Genomic DNA, 16,252 nt, shown 5'->3' with positions numbered 1-16,252 from the left:
CTACCAATGTATATCGCAAAAGACCAAAGAAGTGGTTTGCGACTCAGGTCACTGGTAGTCATAATTGAGGCATAACTTGTTTAAACGATATCGAGTTGCCTGTGCATGTTAGCCCAAATGACAATAAGCGCTACCGTTATTTCACCCTGCCGAACGCCCTCCGCGTTTTGGCAGTCTCCGATCCTGCGGCACACCGCAGCGCGGCAGCCTTATCTGTTAATGTGGGCCATTTTCATGACCCAGCCGACCGAGAAGGCTTGGCACACTTTCTCGAGCATATGCTGTTTTTGGGCACGGATGCGTATCCGCTAGCAGGTGACTTTCAGCGCTTTATTAGCCAGCATGGTGGCCATAATAACGCGTGGACAGGGACTGAAAACACCACCTTCTTTTTCGATATTCGCCCCAGCCAATTCCGTGCGGCTCTCGACCGTTTCAGCGCGTTTTTTATTTCGCCTCGCTTTGATGCCGATGCTGTCGATAAAGAGCGTCAGTCCGTGGATGCTGAATATCGCATGAAGCTCAACGACGATGTGCGACGAATCTATCAAGTCCATAAGGAAACCATTAACCCCGCTCACTCTTTCGCAAAATTTTCAGTCGGAAGCTTGGAGACCTTGGCAGATAGAGCGGGTCAGTCGGTGCGGGACGATCTGATTGCGTTTTATCACGCCAATTACAGCGCTAACCTGATGACGTTAGCCGTCACGGGCCCGCAATCGCTTGATGAGCTAGAAGCGATGGCACAACAGTATTTTAGTGCCATTATCAATCACGACTATTCGCCTCTGCGCATCCATGAACCACTGTTCAGTGCCGCACAGCGGCGCCAGTGGGTCACCGTGGAACCACTTAAAGAGGTACGCAAGTTAACCCTCGCGTTCTCACTGCCCGAAAGCGAATATCAATACCGAACAAAACCTCTGTCTTACATCGCGCACCTGCTCGGCTACGAAGGTCCCGGTAGCTTAATGTCTCTGCTCAAAAGCAAAGGCTACATCAATACCCTCTCCGCAGGCGGCGGCATCAGTGGCAAAGATTTCCGTGAGTTTACCTTAAGCCTTGCACTCACCGAACTGGGCCTGAGCAAGCTCGACGACATTATCACCTACGTATTTCAAGCCATTCAGCTTATCCGCCAATACGGTGTGGAAGCGTGGCGTTACCAAGAAAAACGCCAAGTCCAAGAGCTCGCGTTTTACTATCAAGAGCCGCTGCGCCCGATTGATACAGTGAGTCAGCTGGTGATGAATATGCAGCATTATGACCCGATTGAGGTGGTGTACGGGGATTACATGATGGCCGGGTTTGACCACGCCCAAATCCAAGCCATGCTGCAGCAAATGACGGTCGATAACCTCAGAGTGACCTTGGTTGCCAAAGGCTTTAAATACGACAAACAAGCCAAATGGTATGACACGCCCTATGCGGTGAAGCACTTTAGCGAAAAGCAGTGTGAGAAATGGCGCACCACCTATATTTCTCCTGCGCTGACCTTACCCGATCCAAATCCCTACATTGCCGATGCGCTGCGCCCCTTACCGCTTGAAGATGATGCGAGCGATACGCCGATATTGATAGAAGAGCTGCCAGGGTTCCGGCTCTGGCATGGTCAAGAGCCTCACTTTCGGGTGCCCAAAGGGCATGTCTACATTGCTATTGACAGTCCGCATGCCGTCGCCAGCGTCAAAAACATTGTCATGACGCGCTTGAGCGTCGAAATGCTACTTGAAGCGCTGAACGAACATGCCTACCAAGCAGAAATTGCAGGCATTAATTACAACTTATATGCCCATCAAGGTGGCGTGACATTAAACATCAGTGGCTTTAATGATAAACAACCGCTGCTGTTGGCCTTGATCCTCGACACCTTTTCACGGCGAAACTTTAAGCCCGAACGCTTTGAAGTGATCAAAAGCCAACTTAAGCGTAATTGGGAAAACGGGGCCAAAAATAAGCCATTAAGTCAGCTCTATAACAGCATGACGGGGATATTGCAGCCCAATAACCCACCCTATCAAGCCTTGCTCGACGCGCTCGACACCGTCACGCTCGCCGATTTACCCGTGTTCGTTGAGGCCATGTTCGCCACGCTGCATGTGGATATGTTTGTCTATGGCAACTGGCACCGTCACCAAGCGAAGGCCTTGGCCGAAACCGTTAAAGATGCGCTGCGGGTAGACGATCAAACCTATCAAGAATCGGTCCGGCCGCTGACCTTATTAGATGACTGTGGCACCGTGAGCTACGAGCTAGCACTCGATCATGCGGAGTCGGCGTTGTTGGTGTACTACCAAAGTCCAGACACCTCCGCCAAAGCAGTCGCCACCTACACGCTAGCCAACCATTTAATGTCGGCCACCTTTTTTAACGAGTTGCGCACGCGCCAACAATTGGGATATATGGTAGGCGCTGGCAATTTACCGTTAAATCGCCACCCAGGGCTGATCTTTTACGTCCAATCGCCAATGGCAGGCCCTAACCAACTGATGGCCGCTGTGGATGACTTCCTCAATGCGCTATTTATGATCTTGCTTGAAATGAGCGAAGCACGCTGGCAAAGCAGTAAGCAAAGCCTATTAGCGCAAATTCGCGAGCCAGATAATAACCTACGTGCTCGCGCGCAGCGCTATTGGATCAGTATCGGCAATAAAGACTATCACTACGAACGCCGCGAACAGGTGGCCGAGGCCATGGAGTCGCTAACCCGTGCCGACATGGTGCGTTTTGTAGTTAACCGTCTCAAACCTCGAACCGCAGATAGGCTTGTTATGCATAGCTGCGGCAGCGAGCACCGTGAACATGCCGAATTAGACGGTGCGCACCCTATTCGCGATATTGACGCATTTCGGGCCATTTGTGGCCGCAGCGAAGAATAAGCGCGTCACTGCAAAACCACAGTGGCCTGACAAACGACCACGATAAAAAAGGGCAGCGTGACGCTGCCCTTTTGGTTTAGGTGGCACGCCGAGCTTAGGGATAAAACTGTTGCCCTTCTTTTGCCATCATCACCAAACGCTCGCACGGTGCGAAACGATCCCCATAACGGTCTTGATGCGATTGCAGCAAGCTCACAATGCGCTCTACTCCCACTTGGTCCATATAGCGGAAGGGGCCACCTAGGAAAGGAGGGAACCCAATGCCGAAAATCGCACCGATATCACCATCACGGGCAGAGCGAATCCCCCCTTCATCCAAACAACGCGCCGCTTCATTGAGCATCATCAGCGCACATCGCTGTGCGATGTCATGGCCGGAGAGAGTTGGACTCAGCTTGATATTGAGCAGGCTGTACACTTTTTTATCGGCCTGTTTGCCCTTGCTGCCTTTTTTGCCCGTATCGTATAAGTAAAATCCTTTGCCTGTTTTACGCCCTTTTCGGTCGTCGTTCAGCAACACATCAAACACATCTGGCGCTTCAAAACGCTCACCCAGCTCTTGGGTCAAAATGGGCGCAATCTTAGCACCGATATCGATCCCGACTTCATCTAACAAGGTGATCGGGCCGACTGGGAAACCAAAGTCGAGTAAAGCATTGTCGATATGCTCAATGCTTTCGCCAGCCAATAACACTCGCGCCGCTTCGTTCATATAGGGCGCTAGAATACGATTGACATAAAAGCCCGCACTGTCACCAACCACGATAGGCGTTTTACCTTGTTGACGAGCCAGTTTTACCACCGTCGAAATGGTCTTCTCACTGGTACCTGTATGCGGGATGACTTCCACCAACGGCATTTTTTCTACCGGGCTAAAGTAATGCAAGCCCACAATGTTCTCCGGGCGCTGGCTGCCTTGAGCTATTTGGTGAATAGGCAATGACGAGGTATTGGTGGCAAAAATTGCCTCGTTTCCTGTGATTGACTCCATTTCCTCGACCATACGATGCTTGAGTGATAAATCTTCAAACACCGCTTCAATCACCACATCTGCATTCGATAAGGTGGTCGCTTGCGTATCACCAGACAGTTGCATCATGGTCGCTTGCAGTTCCGCTTTACTGATCTGCTTACGCTTGCGCTTTTTGTTGAGCAAATTGTAGCTGTAGCGCAGCGCATTTAAGATGCCGTCTTCACTGACATCCTTCACTCGGACAGGATAGCCGGCTTTTGCGACCGACACATGGGCAATCCCGGCGCCCATCAAGCCGCCACCTAAGACGCCAATCCGTTTAATCTCGCCAGGCTCAGCATCTGCACCGTTTTCTTTTTTCATCGCCGTGGTCGCAAAGAAAATGCTGCGCAACGCTTTGGATTCGCTGGTCATCACCAGTTCACCAAAACGGCGCGCTTCCTCTTCAAGACCCGCTTGAATGCCTTTATCTAACCCCTTTTTCACCACCGCAAGAATCGCATCCGCAGCAGGATAGTTACCCCGTGTTTTAGCACGGGTTTTCTTTCCTGCTTGGTCAAAGACAAAGTTACGGCCAACCGCATTACCACTGAGCATCCAGCTTTGCCAGCTACGCGGGCGCTTGGGCTTTGATTTTTGCGCCAAGGCTTCTGCCACATCCAGCAATACGGTATGTGGAACACAGTCATCAATCACGCCGAGCTTTTTCGCTTTTTTCGCTCGCAGTTGTTTGCCGGTTAGGATCATATCCAGCGCATTTGGCACGCCAATAAGACGTGGCAGTCGCTGCGTACCGCCCGAGCCGGGTAATAACCCCAGTTGCACTTCTGGTAGCCCGAGTCGGGTTTTGTCCCAATCTGTCGCGACGCGGCTATGACACGCCAACGCGAGCTCCAATCCGCCCCCTAAACATGGACCGTGGATTGCAGCCACAACATGGAAGGGTAGCTTTTCGATACGTGCAAATAACGTTTGTCCTTGTGCGGCAATCTCTGCGGCTTGTTCAGCTGTTTCACACGCATCGAGCATGCGCACATCCGCACCGGCAATAAAGTTATCTGGCTTGCCAGAATGGATCACAAGCCCCTTGATATTAGTGTTGTTTTCCAGTTGATCCAGTACCTCGGAGACTCCTTCGACAAAGCTTGCCTGTAGGGTATTCATGCTTTCTCCGGGAACATCCACTTTTAGCCAAGCGACTTGGTTGTCAGCGATATGTAACGTAAAGGCTTGATGGTTTTCGACTGTCATTATTCCGCCTCCAAAATCATTGCTGCGCCAAGGCCACCTGCGGCACATGCGGTGTTAAGGGCCAGTCCGCCGCCACGACGTTTCAGTTCACGCAGTGTTTGGGTGATCATACGGGCACCGGTTGCCGCAAATGGGTGACCGTATGCAATCGAGCCCCCCAAGACGTTAAATTTATCCATATCAATTTCGCCAATCGCGCGGTCACGATTAAGGTGCTCACGTGCAAACGTCTCGGATGCAAACATTTTTACATTCGAGAGGGTTTGTGCCGCAAAGGCCTCGTGCATATCGATCAAGGTTAAATCGGACAGTGAAATACCGGCACGATCGAGCGCAAGCGGCGTCGCGTAAGACGGTCCCATCAGCATGTCTTTTTGTACCCCAATGGCAGAGAATGCATACGAGCGGATATAGCCCAATACCTCGAGTCCCAGTGCTTTGGCACGACTTTCTGGCATCATCAATACCGCAGCGGCACCATCAGTGAGCGGCGTACTGTTTGCCGCGGTGACCGAGCCATGCTTGCGGTCAAAAGCCGGACGCAGTTTCGCGTAATCCTCAAGAGTGGATTGCGGGCGTAAGTTGTTATCTTGTGCAATCCACGCTTTGTAAGGCTCAGGATACGCCGTCATCACCTCATCACTGAGCAAGCCTTCGTCCCACGCTTTGCTCGCCAGTTGGTGCGATCGTAGCGCTAAAGCATCTTGTTCTTGGCGGCTAATTTGATGTGACTTTGCCATTTGCTCTGCGGTTTGCCCCATGCTTAGGCCGGTTGAATATTCCGCTACCGCAGGTGGGACAGGTGCCAGATCTTTCACCGAAAGCTTACTGAGCAGCTTCAAACGCTTGCTCATTGTTTTGGCTTTACTCAAGTCCAAAAGAGTGCGTGCTAACTTCTTGCTCACACCAATGGGCAGTACGGACGACGAGTCCGCGCCCCCAGCAATACCCACTTCGATATTGCCCGCGATCATGCTCTCAGCAACATTTACCACCGCTTGAAAACTGGTCGCACAAGCACGTGTGACACTGTAGGCGTCAGTATGGATGTCCATACCTGTCCCCAATACAATTTCACGGGCAATGTTTGGGGCTTCCGGCATTTGTACCACTTGACCAAACACGACTTGATCGATGTCTTTCGGCGAAATCGCACTGCGATTGAGCATTTCTTGAACCACCATTTTTCCGAGGTCAACCGCGGGGACATCTGTGTAGGCGGTTGACTGGCGGGCAAATGGCGTGCGCAGCCCAGACACAATGGCGATACGATCGCCCTTGCTGGTTTTAAGGTGTTGCTGAGACGTCATCACTGCTCCTTAGGATGTTCTACAGGTCTGACCACGAGTGTAACTAAAATGTTACCAGCTTAAAACATCCGTTTTAATTGATTGGTAAGATTGCCAACAGGCGCACAATTCAGCGCCTAGGCTGATCACAGTGATTTATTTTCAGAGGATTGAAAAGAAAATACGCAATAAAAAAAGGGGCTACACGCTAGCGTGAGCCCCAAAAAGATTGGAAAGCAAAACGATAATCTGGGAAGTGTGCAGTGCTTTTCCCCGCACCCAGATCCGAACAGAAAGTCATATCATTCAAAAAGGAAACGCCGTTCACTCAACCTCACGAGTGTCGACACATGGCCGATAACGACAGGGTTCACTTTACCGACTTGTGAGTACGCTATATTGAAACAGATCAAAGTTACGCCGCTTTTCGTGAAAAGATGAAATTTAATGACACTTTTCACGGTCAGTATGAAATTAATCGTCACCTTATAAGGTCGAGTCAGGTATGAACCGACAAGCCCGTTATGAGGCACTGGTGCGCGCTTGGCACCGTGACCTCTATCGCTATGCTTTCTGGCTAGCGAAAGACCCGCATATCGCGGAAGACTTAGTGCAAGAAACCTGTTTGCGCGCATGGCGAGCACTGGACAGTTTGCACGATGATAAAGCCGCAAAAGCCTGGCTTATTACTATTTTACGCCGAGAAAATGCGCGACGTTTCGAACGTAAACAGTTCGATACCGTCGAGGTCGAAGAGGGAGAGTTGGTCGATAATACTCGCCCAAGTGAAGAAGCCTCGATGGAGCAGCGCTGGTTACACCGTCAAATCGCCGCCCTCGCCCCTGAGTACCGAGAGCCGCTAGTGCTGCAAGTGATCGCGGGGTTTAGTGGCGATGAAATCGCTCAGATCCTTGATTTAAATAAAAACACGGTGATGACACGTTTATTCCGAGCAAGAGCGCAACTCAAAGAAGCACTCGATACCAACGCCAACCCGGGAGGCAAACACTATGGACGATCTTGAATTCCGTCGCCGTCTTCTGGCTGATCCACATACCACAGATCCAGATGTCCAAGCACATAAGTCAGCGTCAGCAAGCCATCAACAGTATGCCGACGATATTGCCGATCTCGACAGTAAAATCGACCAAGCTTTGCGGGTCGATGTGCCTGAGGATTTGGCGGATAAAATCGTATTTGCACAAACATCCCATGTCGCTGCTCAGACGAAGCGACCTCGCTGGCATCTGGCGATCGCCGCATCGATTGCGTTTGTATTTGGGATAGCTTTGGGGCAATTTAACTGGGGATTGGGTAGCGTGGATATCAACCGTGTTGCCTTGGCACACTACTATCATGAACATGCCTTTATCGAGGGTGTTAATGAAAATGCCAGCATTCAACAGGTTAACGCTAAGTTACGTCCTTTCGGCAAAGCCTTCACCCAGCTCCCCGGCCAAGTCACCTATATCAACCATTGCAGTTTTGGTGACCAACATGCGCTGCATATGGTGATGGAAGCTGATGGGCAGGCCTATACGGTTTTTGTGGTTCCCATGTCCAGTCAATCTCCTGCTCAGCAGCGTGATGGTAATATGATGTCAGTAAGCCTGCCGGCTCATGATGCGAGCGTCATTGTCGTCGGTGAAGCGAACGAGACATTGTCACCGCTTGCCCAGCAACTGCAAAGCCATTTGCACCCACAAGCGATATAAAAAAATACGCGGCGATCATACTCGCCGCTTTTCTTTCATGCTCCACTCGTTGATAGCGGTCGGCCCGTCCCTTTTTAGCGAACACGCGTGTACACACATGTACGCTGAAATACTGATCATCGCTAACTAACCAACCACTAAAATTAGTAACAAAAACTAGCTTAAAAATTAAAAATAGATTTTTATTCTGTTTTACTCACCATATACGACAGGAAAATTGATTTAACCTCAAGAGAGTTTAGGCTGAGCATCCCTTTTTATAGCGAACAAGTAAGCCGATGAAAAATAATAAGATCGTTTATCTCGCCGTCGCTGCGGCATTGGGCTCTCTTTCAACCTCCGCGTACAGTGCAGGTTTTCAATTAGCCGAAAACTCCGCAACGGGCCTAGGCCGCGCATTTGCCGGTGAAGCCGCAATGGCCGATAACGCCAGCGCCCAGTTTCGTAACCCAGCCTTGTTGAGCTATCTAGCAGACACCCAAGTTTCTGCCGGCGGCATTTACGTCAACCCAAATGTCGATATTGAAGGTGATAATGCGACTTACGGTAAGACATCTGCCAGTGACGTCGCTCATGATGCGGTTATTCCTAACTTTTACTTTTCGCATCCGATCAATGACCGCTTTACCGCCGGCCTAGCTCTCGCCACCAACTTTGGCATGGAAACCGATCTGGGCAATGACTTTACCGGTACCCAGTTTGGTAATGAAGCGGCCGTCACTACGTTTGAAATCAACCCAAACCTTGCGTGGAAAGCCACCGAGCAATTGCGCGTCGGCGCCGGCCTTCGCTATGTGTTGGGTGAAGGCAGTATTGGAGCGAAAAGCAGCGCGCAATACGGCCCTTACCCGAAAGGGACGACCCTCAAATATATGGAAGGGGATGACCGCGCATGGGGATGGCAACTCGGTGTTGCTTATGACATCAACGACAATAACCGCATCGGTTTTAACTATCGTTCTGAAGTCGAGCTAACACTTGAAGGCCATGCTGAAGGATTGAGCTATGACTCAGCCAATCCAAACCGTCATTTTTCTGGCAGCATGGATCTGACTCTGCCAGCGACTGCAGAATTATCTTCCCTGCATCAATTGTCGGAAAAGTGGGCGGTGCATACCAGCCTTAACTGGACCGACTGGAGCAGCTTTGACAAGCTCGAGGCCAATATCCCCTCGCTGTCTAGCGATCCAAAGATGGTGAAAGTAGAGAACTGGGAAGACAACTATCGCTTTGCCGTGGGGACTACCTACCAGTGGGATCAAAAACTAACGCTACGTTCAGGCATTGCCTACGATACCTCGGCAGTGAGCGATAAAAACCGTACCCTAACCATCCCTGAAACCGACCGGACTTGGGTGAGTGTGGGTGCTGGCTATGACGTGACGTCACAACTGACTTTAGATACAGCCTTTACTTATGTTTTTGCCAAAGATGCTCCCGTGACGGAGCCTCGTGATGGAATTGCGTCCGATCAATCAGGATCTGTGTTTGGCGGCAATTTTGAAGGTGAAACCACAGGTAACGTGTGGCTGCTGGGTGTGCAAGCTAGCTACCGTTTCTAATACTTTGATTTGACGAAACACAAACACCACGGTTTTGGCCGTGGTGTTTTTTTATCCCTTTTCGCGAAAGCGGCTTATGAAGATTTACGGCGCGGCGTCAATGTCATCGATAAAGTCATCCAAGAACTCATCGTTGAGCGCAGGTTGTTCTTTGAGCGCCTCATCGCCTTTCGCGCGATACAAACGGTTTTGCAAATAGGCTTCTCGCGCGAAAGCGTAAGGGTCTGGCGAGTTATCCAACTGCGATTCCTGTGAGACGAGTGCAGCTCGTGACTCCATCCCCTCGAACATCCACTTCAGTACCGATTGCGGCAAAGTCAGCAAGGCAAGTGGCGGATACAAACCGTCGACAAACTCCCCTGCGCCTTCGCGCACAGACGTTGGCCCATACCCTGGTAGCATCAAATAGGCACCGTGGCCAACATCATAATGCCCCATCGCGTCACCAAATTCGCGCTGATCGTATTTCTGAATATCCGCATCCGAGGCAATATCAATAATGCCACCGAGCCCAAACAAGGTATTGATCCAGAAACGGTTGAAGTGAGTGACAGCTTTCTCCCCTTCCAGCATCAATAAGCTGTTTAAAAAGCTCGCAGGCTCTTCAAGGTTGCCTAAAAAGTTCGAAATACCGGTCCGCATTGGACTGGGAACATAATCGACGTAGGCGATAGAAACAGGCCGTGCAACGTAAGGGTCTAAGTAGTCATAGTTGACAGTCCACATCGCACGGTTAAACCCTTCTAACGGGTCTTCAGGATGGGGCTCAGCACCTTCGGGCCGAGAGGCACACCCAGATAGCAAACCGAGCACGACCGCTATCAAACAAAGACGTTTCCACATCAAATTCATTTCCCTAATAGTAAGGCTGGGCAAGCCCAGCCTTTTACGCAAAGAAGTCTATTTTGTCGTGATTATTGCTGTTTGTCGATTGTCACGCTTGCTGCTTGACCGATTTTAACCGGCTGACTGCTTCCTACCCAATCACCGTTTTTAGTAGCAACATTGCCATCCGCGTCAATGCGCGCCTTGATCACTAACGTCTCTGGAGAAGATAGCGCACGATTGGGATTTAAGCTGTCGGTATCAGACAAGCGAACGGTTACCGGAAACTTAGAAAGCGGTAAGCGCTTTGCCGCCAACGGCATAGCCGCTTGCGCCGACTCATGGGCAGACACGATAAGTACCCCATTGTCAGGGAGGGTGACATCCTCGCTAAGGCTCACCTTCACCTCTACCGCCGCTCCTTGCTCGGCGTTAAGAGCCAACTGAGCGCGCGCGATCGATTGATCCAGTGTTTCGTTACGTGGGTCATCAGGACCAATCAAGGTTTTCATCGCTTTCCACGTCGCAATCGCGTCATTAAATCGGCTTTGCTCAAACGCTTGATAGGCCAGTAACGACATGGCTTGCAAGTTAAACGGGTCGTCACTCACTACCGATCTCAGCAAGGTTTCTGCACGGCCACTGTCGACTTCCGATCCAGCAAACAATAAGGCTTGCGCCAACCCTATCTGAATTTCGGGACGAGAGGGTGATAACGCGTAGGCTTTTTCCATCGCCCCTTTGGCCGTCTCCCTGTCGCGATTAGCAAGGCCAATACGGCCTAATAGCAACCAACCGGTACTGTCATCTGGCTCATACTGCAAACGGGTACGAAGCGCTAAGGTCAGATCTTGCATCTCCTGCTGTGACATGGGCTGATCATTATTTAAAAGCTTCTTAGAAAGCGCTGGTAAGTTTTCCGCAGTGGCCTGCCAATCAGCCACTTGGTTAGCACTGCCTTTGACGCCATATAAGCCAAAACTCACCACCGCCAACACAATCAATCCAGGAATCCACTGCATGGGCGATAAGCGCAAATGGCGCGCTTGTCGTGCTTTTTCCTTTTCTGGAATATCGTCCAGTAACGATTGCTGTAAATCCTGAGTGAGATCTTGCTCGTTCTCAATCAAGCCTTCCGCACTCTCCGCCTTAATTTCGTTCACGCGATCAAAATAAAAGGCTTTGTTCAGAGCATCTCGACTTGCTTGATGATCATGGTCTTTTTTTTGCCATAGCGGCCACAGAAACATCACTGCACCAAGAATAAACAGCACCAAGGTGGCACTCCAAAACTCCATCATTTGGGCTCCTTGTTATGATTATTATCTGCCTGTTCTGAATCATCTGACGACGCTAACAAATCCTGCAAGCGTTGCTGTTCATCCTCACTCAGCGAGGTCTTTTCGGTCTGTTTATGGCGACGGCTGCGCACAATCACCACACCGATACCCGACACCAATACCAGTGCAGGTGCCAACCATAAGATCAAGGTGGATGCCGTCAGCGGTGGGTTGTACCTCACGAAGTTACCGTAGCGTGCCACCATAAAGCTTAAGATCTCTTCATCACTGCGCCCTTGCTGAAGCATTTGATGTACCTTTTGACGCAGATCTTGCGCTAGCTCTGCATTGGAGTCAGCGATACTATTGTTTTGACACTTAGGACAACGCAACTCATGGGTCAGGGCTCTGAAACGTGCTTCTTGCTCTGGCGAATCAAATTCATAGACATCAATAGCATTGGCCAATGCAAATGCCGCACTCATCCATAGCACGCACAGTAAGGCGAATCGTTTCACTGCACCTCCTCCTTGAGTGACTGATACATCGGACCTAAGGTCTGCGCCCAATTGGAAGCATTCACGTCACCGACATGACGATATTGGATGATGCCATTGGCATCAATGAGGAAGGTTTCAGGCGCACCGTACACTCCCAGATCAAGCCCTAACATCCCATCGCCGTCATACAAGCTGATCTGATAGGGATTACCGAGGTTATCTAACCATTTTACTGCCTTCGCACGATCATCTTTGTAATTAAGGCCGATGATCTTCACGCCTTGCGCCGCCAATTTGTTCAAGAATTGGTGCTCAGCGTAACAAGTCGGGCACCAGGTTGCCCACACATTCAGCAGTAAAGGCTCGCCACTAAAAATGGCCTGATCGTACGCTTTGTCTGGCGTTTTCAGATCTTCAAGACGAAACTCAGGCACAGGCTGTCCGACCAACACCGACTCCAGTTTGGTGGGATCGTCTCCTTGGGCATTCTTTTCCAATTGCGAAACAAAAAAGAACGCCAAGGCGGCAAAGATCACCAGCGGTAAAAACAGCAACCCTTTTCTCATGCCCGCGCCTCCTTCACGTGAGTCGATTTGGTCTGGCGACGGAAGCGATAGCGTTTATCACTGATCGCCAAAGCGCCACCCACCGCCATGACAATGGCGCCAAACCAAATCCAACGCACAAAGGGCTTGTAGTAAAGACGCATCGCCCAAGAGCCATCAGGAAGTTCTTCCCCCATGGCAATGTAGAGATCGCGCGTTAAGCCGCGATCGATGGTGGCTTCGGTCATCATTGAACGCTGAACACGATAAAAACGCTTCTCCGCTTCAAGGTGATTAATAAAACGCTCGCCGCGATAGACATCGAACGACGCGACAAAGCCATCGTAGTTAGGGCCGTCTTTGTGAGACAAATCGGTGAAGTTAAAGGTATAACCTTCTAACGTGACACTGCTCCCCGGCGCCATCTTCACATCACGTTCGATATCGTAATTTTCGACCATTGCGACCCCAATGATGGTGATAGCAAGACCAATATGGCCGAGGACCATCGCCCAGTGACTACGGCCAAGCTTACGGATCCCAACCATAAAGGCATGTCGGTGGGTCGCACGAATATAAAGCTCATAGCCGTGAAGAAGGGTGATCCACGCGGCCATAGTAATGCCCATTGCCGCCATCGCTTTAAAGCTGTCTGCAAGGAGGGCAATGGTCGCCACCCCAAATACAACCGAGACCAGACCGCTTATCCACATCGGTTTAGCGAGGGTACTCAGCTTGTCTCGCTTCCAGCGGATCAGAGGCCCGATGCCAAGGAAGAAGGCAAAAGGCAACATCAACCATGCGAATAGAAAATTGAAGAAGGGCTCACCAATCGAGACCGACCCTAATCCGAGTTGCTTGTGTACCAAGGGTAACAAGGTACCAATCAAGACAACCACTAACCCAGTCATCAACAGGGTGTTATTGACGAGTAGCGCATTTTCACGTGAGATGAGCGACACTTTCGTTCGTACCCGCACTTCCGATGCCCGTAAGGCATAAAGCAGTAAAGACCCGCCAATAACGACAACCAAAAAGCCTAAAATGAATAGCCCGCGCGCAGGGTCTGACGCGAACGAGTGAACAGACACAAGCACGCCAGAGCGCACCAAGAAGGTGCCCAGTAAGCTCAATGAGAACGCTGCGATGGCGAGTAAAACGGTCCACGCTTTAAAGGTGCCACGCTTTTCCGTCACCGCTAGGGAGTGCATTAATGCCGTTCCCGCAAGCCAAGGCATAAACGACGCGTTCTCTACCGGATCCCAGAACCACCAGCCGCCCCAGCCAAGTTCGTAGTAAGCCCACCAAGAGCCCAACGCAATCCCCAGGGTTAAGAACAACCAGGCCGCCGTTGTCCAAGGGCGCGACCAGCGCGCCCAGGCCGTATCTAACCGGCCAGCAATTAAAGACCCAATCGCAAAGGCAAATGCCACCGAAAAGCCTACATAGCCCATGTAGAGGATTGGGGGATGAACAATTAAGCCGGGATCTTGCAGAAGCGGATTCAAATCGCGCCCATCAACAGGAAAGTAAGGCAAGGTGCGATCGAAAGGGTTTGAGGTCAAAATAATAAACAGCAAAAAGCCGACCGAGATCATCCCCATCACTGCGAGTACACGCGCAATGGAAGACAGTGGCATCCCGCGACTAAACACCGCTACCGCGACGGTCCACAAGGCTTGAATTAACACCCAAAGTAACAAAGAGCCTTCATGGGCGCCCCAAACAGCGGTCAGCCGATAGTACCAGGGTAATGCACTGTTGGAGTTGCTTGCCACATAGGCAACGGTGAAATCATTGGTATAAAACGCCCAACTTAATGCGATGAATGAAAAGAGCAACATGGCGAACATGGCGACCGATAAAGGCCGTGCCATTTTCATCATACCTTCATGGCCTTGGCTGGCCCCATAAAGGGGATAAAAACTCAATAACAGCGCTAATCCCAAGGCGAGGATCAGCGCAAAATGCCCCAGCTCAACAATCATAATTGACTACCTTGCTTTTGTTGGTCAGTGTATTCGAGCGGTTGATGGCTTTTTTGCATCGCTTCAGCAATCTCTGGTGGCATGTATTCTTCATCATGCTTCGCCAGCACTTCACTGGCTTTCACCGTACGCGAATCAACCAGCACACCTTGCGCGACAATCCCCTGCCCTTCGCGGAACAAATCCGGCAAGATACCCTCGTACGTAACGGTAACAGCAGGGCCAACATCAGCGACATCAAATTGAATTTGCAGCGACTCTTGATCGCGTTTGACCGATCCTTCTACGACCATGCCGCCAATGCGAAGCCGTTGCCCAACCTGAGGTTTACTGCCATCCGGCTTACCTTGAACAATTTCGGTTGGCGTATAGAACAAGTCCATATTTTGGTTCAGTGCATAAAGCACTAACCCCATTGTGGTTGATACACCCACCAATAAGGCAAGCGTGATCCAAAGCCTTTTTTTACGACGAGGGGTCATAAGGTGTTCTCCAGTGCTTGGGCATCTTTAATGCGTTTTTCTCGCGCCATTTGTTTTTTGACGGCTTCAAGCCGTTTCTTATGGGTACGATGGTAACCAATAACCAGTGCAATTAATGCCAATGCGGTGATGCCAAACGCACTCCACACGTAACCGGCATAACCTCCCATCGCCAAAAAAGCACTCATGCTATCAAAATGCATTATTTGTCCTCCACCAAGGCTCGCACCCAAGGGCGGTGCGACTCACGCAACACGATCTGATTACGCAGCCCCATTAAGGTCAACGTGGCAAAAAAGCTAGCAAACCCAACCAAGCAAACCAGTAATGGCCAGAGCATGTCTGGATCAATTGACGGGCGGGCAAATTTGGTAATCGTGGCGCCCTGATGCAAGGTGTTCCACCACTCGACAGAGAAATGAATGATCGGCAGGTTAATCACCCCCACCATCGCCAATATTCCCGCCGCTTGGGCCGCCATTCGCGCATCATCGAACGCGTTATACAGCGCCATGACACCGATGTAGAGGAAAAGCAGGATCAATTCTGAGGTGAGCCTCGCATCCCATACCCACCAAGCTCCCCACATGGGCTTGCCCCAAATCGCGCCAGTGATCAAGGCGATAAAGGTAAAGACAGCACCAACAGGGGCAATCGCGCCCACCGCCCAGTCTGCCATTTTGAGTTGCCAGACTCGCCCAATAAAGGCTGCAATGGCCATCGACAGATAGGCGCCCATTGACCAAATGGCCGCGGGCACGTGAATATAAATGATGCGAAAACTATCGCCTTGTTGGTAATCAGCAGGCGCGAACGCCAAGCCCCAAATACAACCAATGACTAAGCTCAGCCCGGCGAGCACCGCAAACCATGGGATGAGTTTCCCACATAAACGATAACTATTTTCCGGTTTTGCGTAAGGGTGAAGCCACTTCCACATGACAATTGCTCTACTTCCTGATT

Annotated in this window: 14 protein-coding genes; 4 read left to right on the top strand and 10 right to left on the bottom strand. The window is 50.7% G+C overall.

What is annotated here, in order from left to right:
- The first annotated feature begins 101 nt into the window (after positions 1-101).
- A complete protein-coding gene (locus BGK46_RS03865) occupies positions 102-2,879 on the top strand; it encodes an insulinase family protein (protein ID WP_069587206.1) in 2,778 nt (925 codons plus the stop codon).
- 94 nt (positions 2,880-2,973) lie between these two features.
- Here BGK46_RS03865 and fadJ read toward each other — a convergent pair whose 3' ends face one another.
- Together fadJ and fadI are read right to left on the bottom strand one after the other, a co-directional pair.
- On the bottom strand, positions 2,974-5,103 hold the full coding sequence (fadJ, locus tag BGK46_RS03860; protein WP_069587205.1) for a fatty acid oxidation complex subunit alpha FadJ: 2,130 nt from the start codon (positions 5,101-5,103) through the stop codon (positions 2,974-2,976).
- Positions 5,103-6,413 (bottom strand): acetyl-CoA C-acyltransferase FadI, encoded by a 1,311-nt coding sequence (fadI, locus tag BGK46_RS03855; RefSeq protein ID WP_069587203.1) that lies wholly within the window; start codon positions 6,411-6,413, stop codon positions 5,103-5,105. Before fadI ends, fadJ begins: the two co-directional genes overlap by 1 nt.
- 484 nt (positions 6,414-6,897) lie before the next feature.
- Between fadI and BGK46_RS03850 the strand changes: the two genes are divergently transcribed.
- The 3 genes from BGK46_RS03850 to BGK46_RS03840 all read left to right on the top strand — a co-directional run bounded on the left by BGK46_RS03850 (position 6,898) and on the right by BGK46_RS03840 (position 9,669).
- Positions 6,898-7,416 (top strand): sigma-70 family RNA polymerase sigma factor, encoded by a 519-nt coding sequence (locus BGK46_RS03850; protein ID WP_069587200.1) that lies wholly within the window; start codon positions 6,898-6,900, stop codon positions 7,414-7,416.
- Positions 7,403-8,107 carry a DUF3379 family protein gene (locus tag BGK46_RS03845; RefSeq protein WP_069587199.1) on the top strand — a complete coding sequence of 235 codons (705 nt, stop codon included), beginning with the start codon at positions 7,403-7,405 and terminating at the stop codon, positions 8,105-8,107. The genes BGK46_RS03850 and BGK46_RS03845 overlap by 14 nt, the downstream gene beginning before the upstream one ends.
- Before the next feature lie 278 nt (positions 8,108-8,385).
- Entirely contained in the window at positions 8,386-9,669 is a 1,284-nt protein-coding gene (locus BGK46_RS03840) for an outer membrane protein transport protein (RefSeq protein WP_069587197.1), read from the top strand.
- A gap of 84 nt (positions 9,670-9,753) precedes the next feature.
- On the opposite strand, the gene BGK46_RS03835 is transcribed toward BGK46_RS03840, so the two are convergent.
- The 8 genes from BGK46_RS03835 to BGK46_RS03800 all read right to left on the bottom strand — a co-directional run bounded on the left by BGK46_RS03835 (position 9,754) and on the right by BGK46_RS03800 (position 16,229).
- A complete protein-coding gene (locus BGK46_RS03835) occupies positions 9,754-10,512 on the bottom strand; it encodes an MlaA family lipoprotein (protein WP_069587196.1) in 759 nt (252 codons plus the stop codon).
- Positions 10,513-10,583: 71 nt separating this feature from the next.
- Positions 10,584-11,795 carry a c-type cytochrome biogenesis protein CcmI gene (gene ccmI / locus BGK46_RS03830; RefSeq protein ID WP_069587194.1) on the bottom strand — a complete coding sequence of 404 codons (1,212 nt, stop codon included), beginning with the start codon at positions 11,793-11,795 and terminating at the stop codon, positions 10,584-10,586.
- Positions 11,792-12,292 carry a cytochrome c-type biogenesis protein gene (locus BGK46_RS03825; RefSeq protein ID WP_069587192.1) on the bottom strand — a complete coding sequence of 167 codons (501 nt, stop codon included), beginning with the start codon at positions 12,290-12,292 and terminating at the stop codon, positions 11,792-11,794. The genes ccmI and BGK46_RS03825 overlap by 4 nt, the downstream gene beginning before the upstream one ends.
- Positions 12,289-12,840 (bottom strand): DsbE family thiol:disulfide interchange protein, encoded by a 552-nt coding sequence (locus BGK46_RS03820; protein WP_069587189.1) that lies wholly within the window; start codon positions 12,838-12,840, stop codon positions 12,289-12,291. The genes BGK46_RS03825 and BGK46_RS03820 overlap by 4 nt, the downstream gene beginning before the upstream one ends.
- Entirely contained in the window at positions 12,837-14,807 is a 1,971-nt protein-coding gene (locus BGK46_RS03815) for a heme lyase CcmF/NrfE family subunit (RefSeq protein WP_069587188.1), read from the bottom strand. Before BGK46_RS03815 ends, BGK46_RS03820 begins: the two co-directional genes overlap by 4 nt.
- Positions 14,804-15,289, bottom strand: a complete 486-nt coding sequence (gene ccmE, locus BGK46_RS03810) for a cytochrome c maturation protein CcmE (protein ID WP_069587187.1) — start codon at positions 15,287-15,289, stop codon at positions 14,804-14,806. Before ccmE ends, BGK46_RS03815 begins: the two co-directional genes overlap by 4 nt.
- Positions 15,286-15,492 (bottom strand): heme exporter protein CcmD, encoded by a 207-nt coding sequence (gene ccmD, locus BGK46_RS03805; RefSeq protein ID WP_069587186.1) that lies wholly within the window; start codon positions 15,490-15,492, stop codon positions 15,286-15,288. The genes ccmE and ccmD overlap by 4 nt, the downstream gene beginning before the upstream one ends.
- A complete protein-coding gene (locus tag BGK46_RS03800) occupies positions 15,492-16,229 on the bottom strand; it encodes a heme ABC transporter permease (RefSeq protein WP_069587184.1) in 738 nt (245 codons plus the stop codon). Before BGK46_RS03800 ends, ccmD begins: the two co-directional genes overlap by 1 nt.
- Positions 16,230-16,252: the final 23 nt, after the last annotated feature.

Source organism: Salinivibrio sp. SS2 (assembly GCF_001722075.1).
Taxonomy (GTDB): Bacteria; Pseudomonadota; Gammaproteobacteria; order Enterobacterales; family Vibrionaceae; genus Salinivibrio; species Salinivibrio proteolyticus.
Note: the sequence above shows the minus strand (reverse complement) of the source record. Positions and strands in the feature narration are given on the sequence as shown.

What these genes read in the sequence shown, in the direction of transcription:
- fadJ (WP_069587205.1), bottom strand. Translation starts at nt 5,103, where the DNA reads ATGACAGTCGAAAACCATCAAGCCTTTACGTTACATATCGCTGACAAC.
- fadI (WP_069587203.1), bottom strand. Translation starts at nt 6,413, where the DNA reads ATGACGTCTCAGCAACACCTTAAAACCAGCAAGGGCGATCGTATCGCC.
- BGK46_RS03850 (WP_069587200.1), top strand. Translation starts at nt 6,898, where the DNA reads ATGAACCGACAAGCCCGTTATGAGGCACTGGTGCGCGCTTGGCACCGT.
- BGK46_RS03845 (WP_069587199.1), top strand. Translation starts at nt 7,403, where the DNA reads ATGGACGATCTTGAATTCCGTCGCCGTCTTCTGGCTGATCCACATACC.
- BGK46_RS03840 (WP_069587197.1), top strand. Translation starts at nt 8,386, where the DNA reads ATGAAAAATAATAAGATCGTTTATCTCGCCGTCGCTGCGGCATTGGGC.
- BGK46_RS03835 (WP_069587196.1), bottom strand. Translation starts at nt 10,512, where the DNA reads ATGTGGAAACGTCTTTGTTTGATAGCGGTCGTGCTCGGTTTGCTATCT.
- ccmI (WP_069587194.1), bottom strand. Translation starts at nt 11,795, where the DNA reads ATGATGGAGTTTTGGAGTGCCACCTTGGTGCTGTTTATTCTTGGTGCA.
- BGK46_RS03820 (WP_069587189.1), bottom strand. Translation starts at nt 12,840, where the DNA reads ATGAGAAAAGGGTTGCTGTTTTTACCGCTGGTGATCTTTGCCGCCTTG.
- BGK46_RS03815 (WP_069587188.1), bottom strand. Translation starts at nt 14,807, where the DNA reads ATGATTGTTGAGCTGGGGCATTTTGCGCTGATCCTCGCCTTGGGATTA.
- ccmE (WP_069587187.1), bottom strand. Translation starts at nt 15,289, where the DNA reads ATGACCCCTCGTCGTAAAAAAAGGCTTTGGATCACGCTTGCCTTATTG.
- ccmD (WP_069587186.1), bottom strand. Translation starts at nt 15,492, where the DNA reads ATGCATTTTGATAGCATGAGTGCTTTTTTGGCGATGGGAGGTTATGCC.
- BGK46_RS03800 (WP_069587184.1), bottom strand. Translation starts at nt 16,229, where the DNA reads ATGTGGAAGTGGCTTCACCCTTACGCAAAACCGGAAAATAGTTATCGT.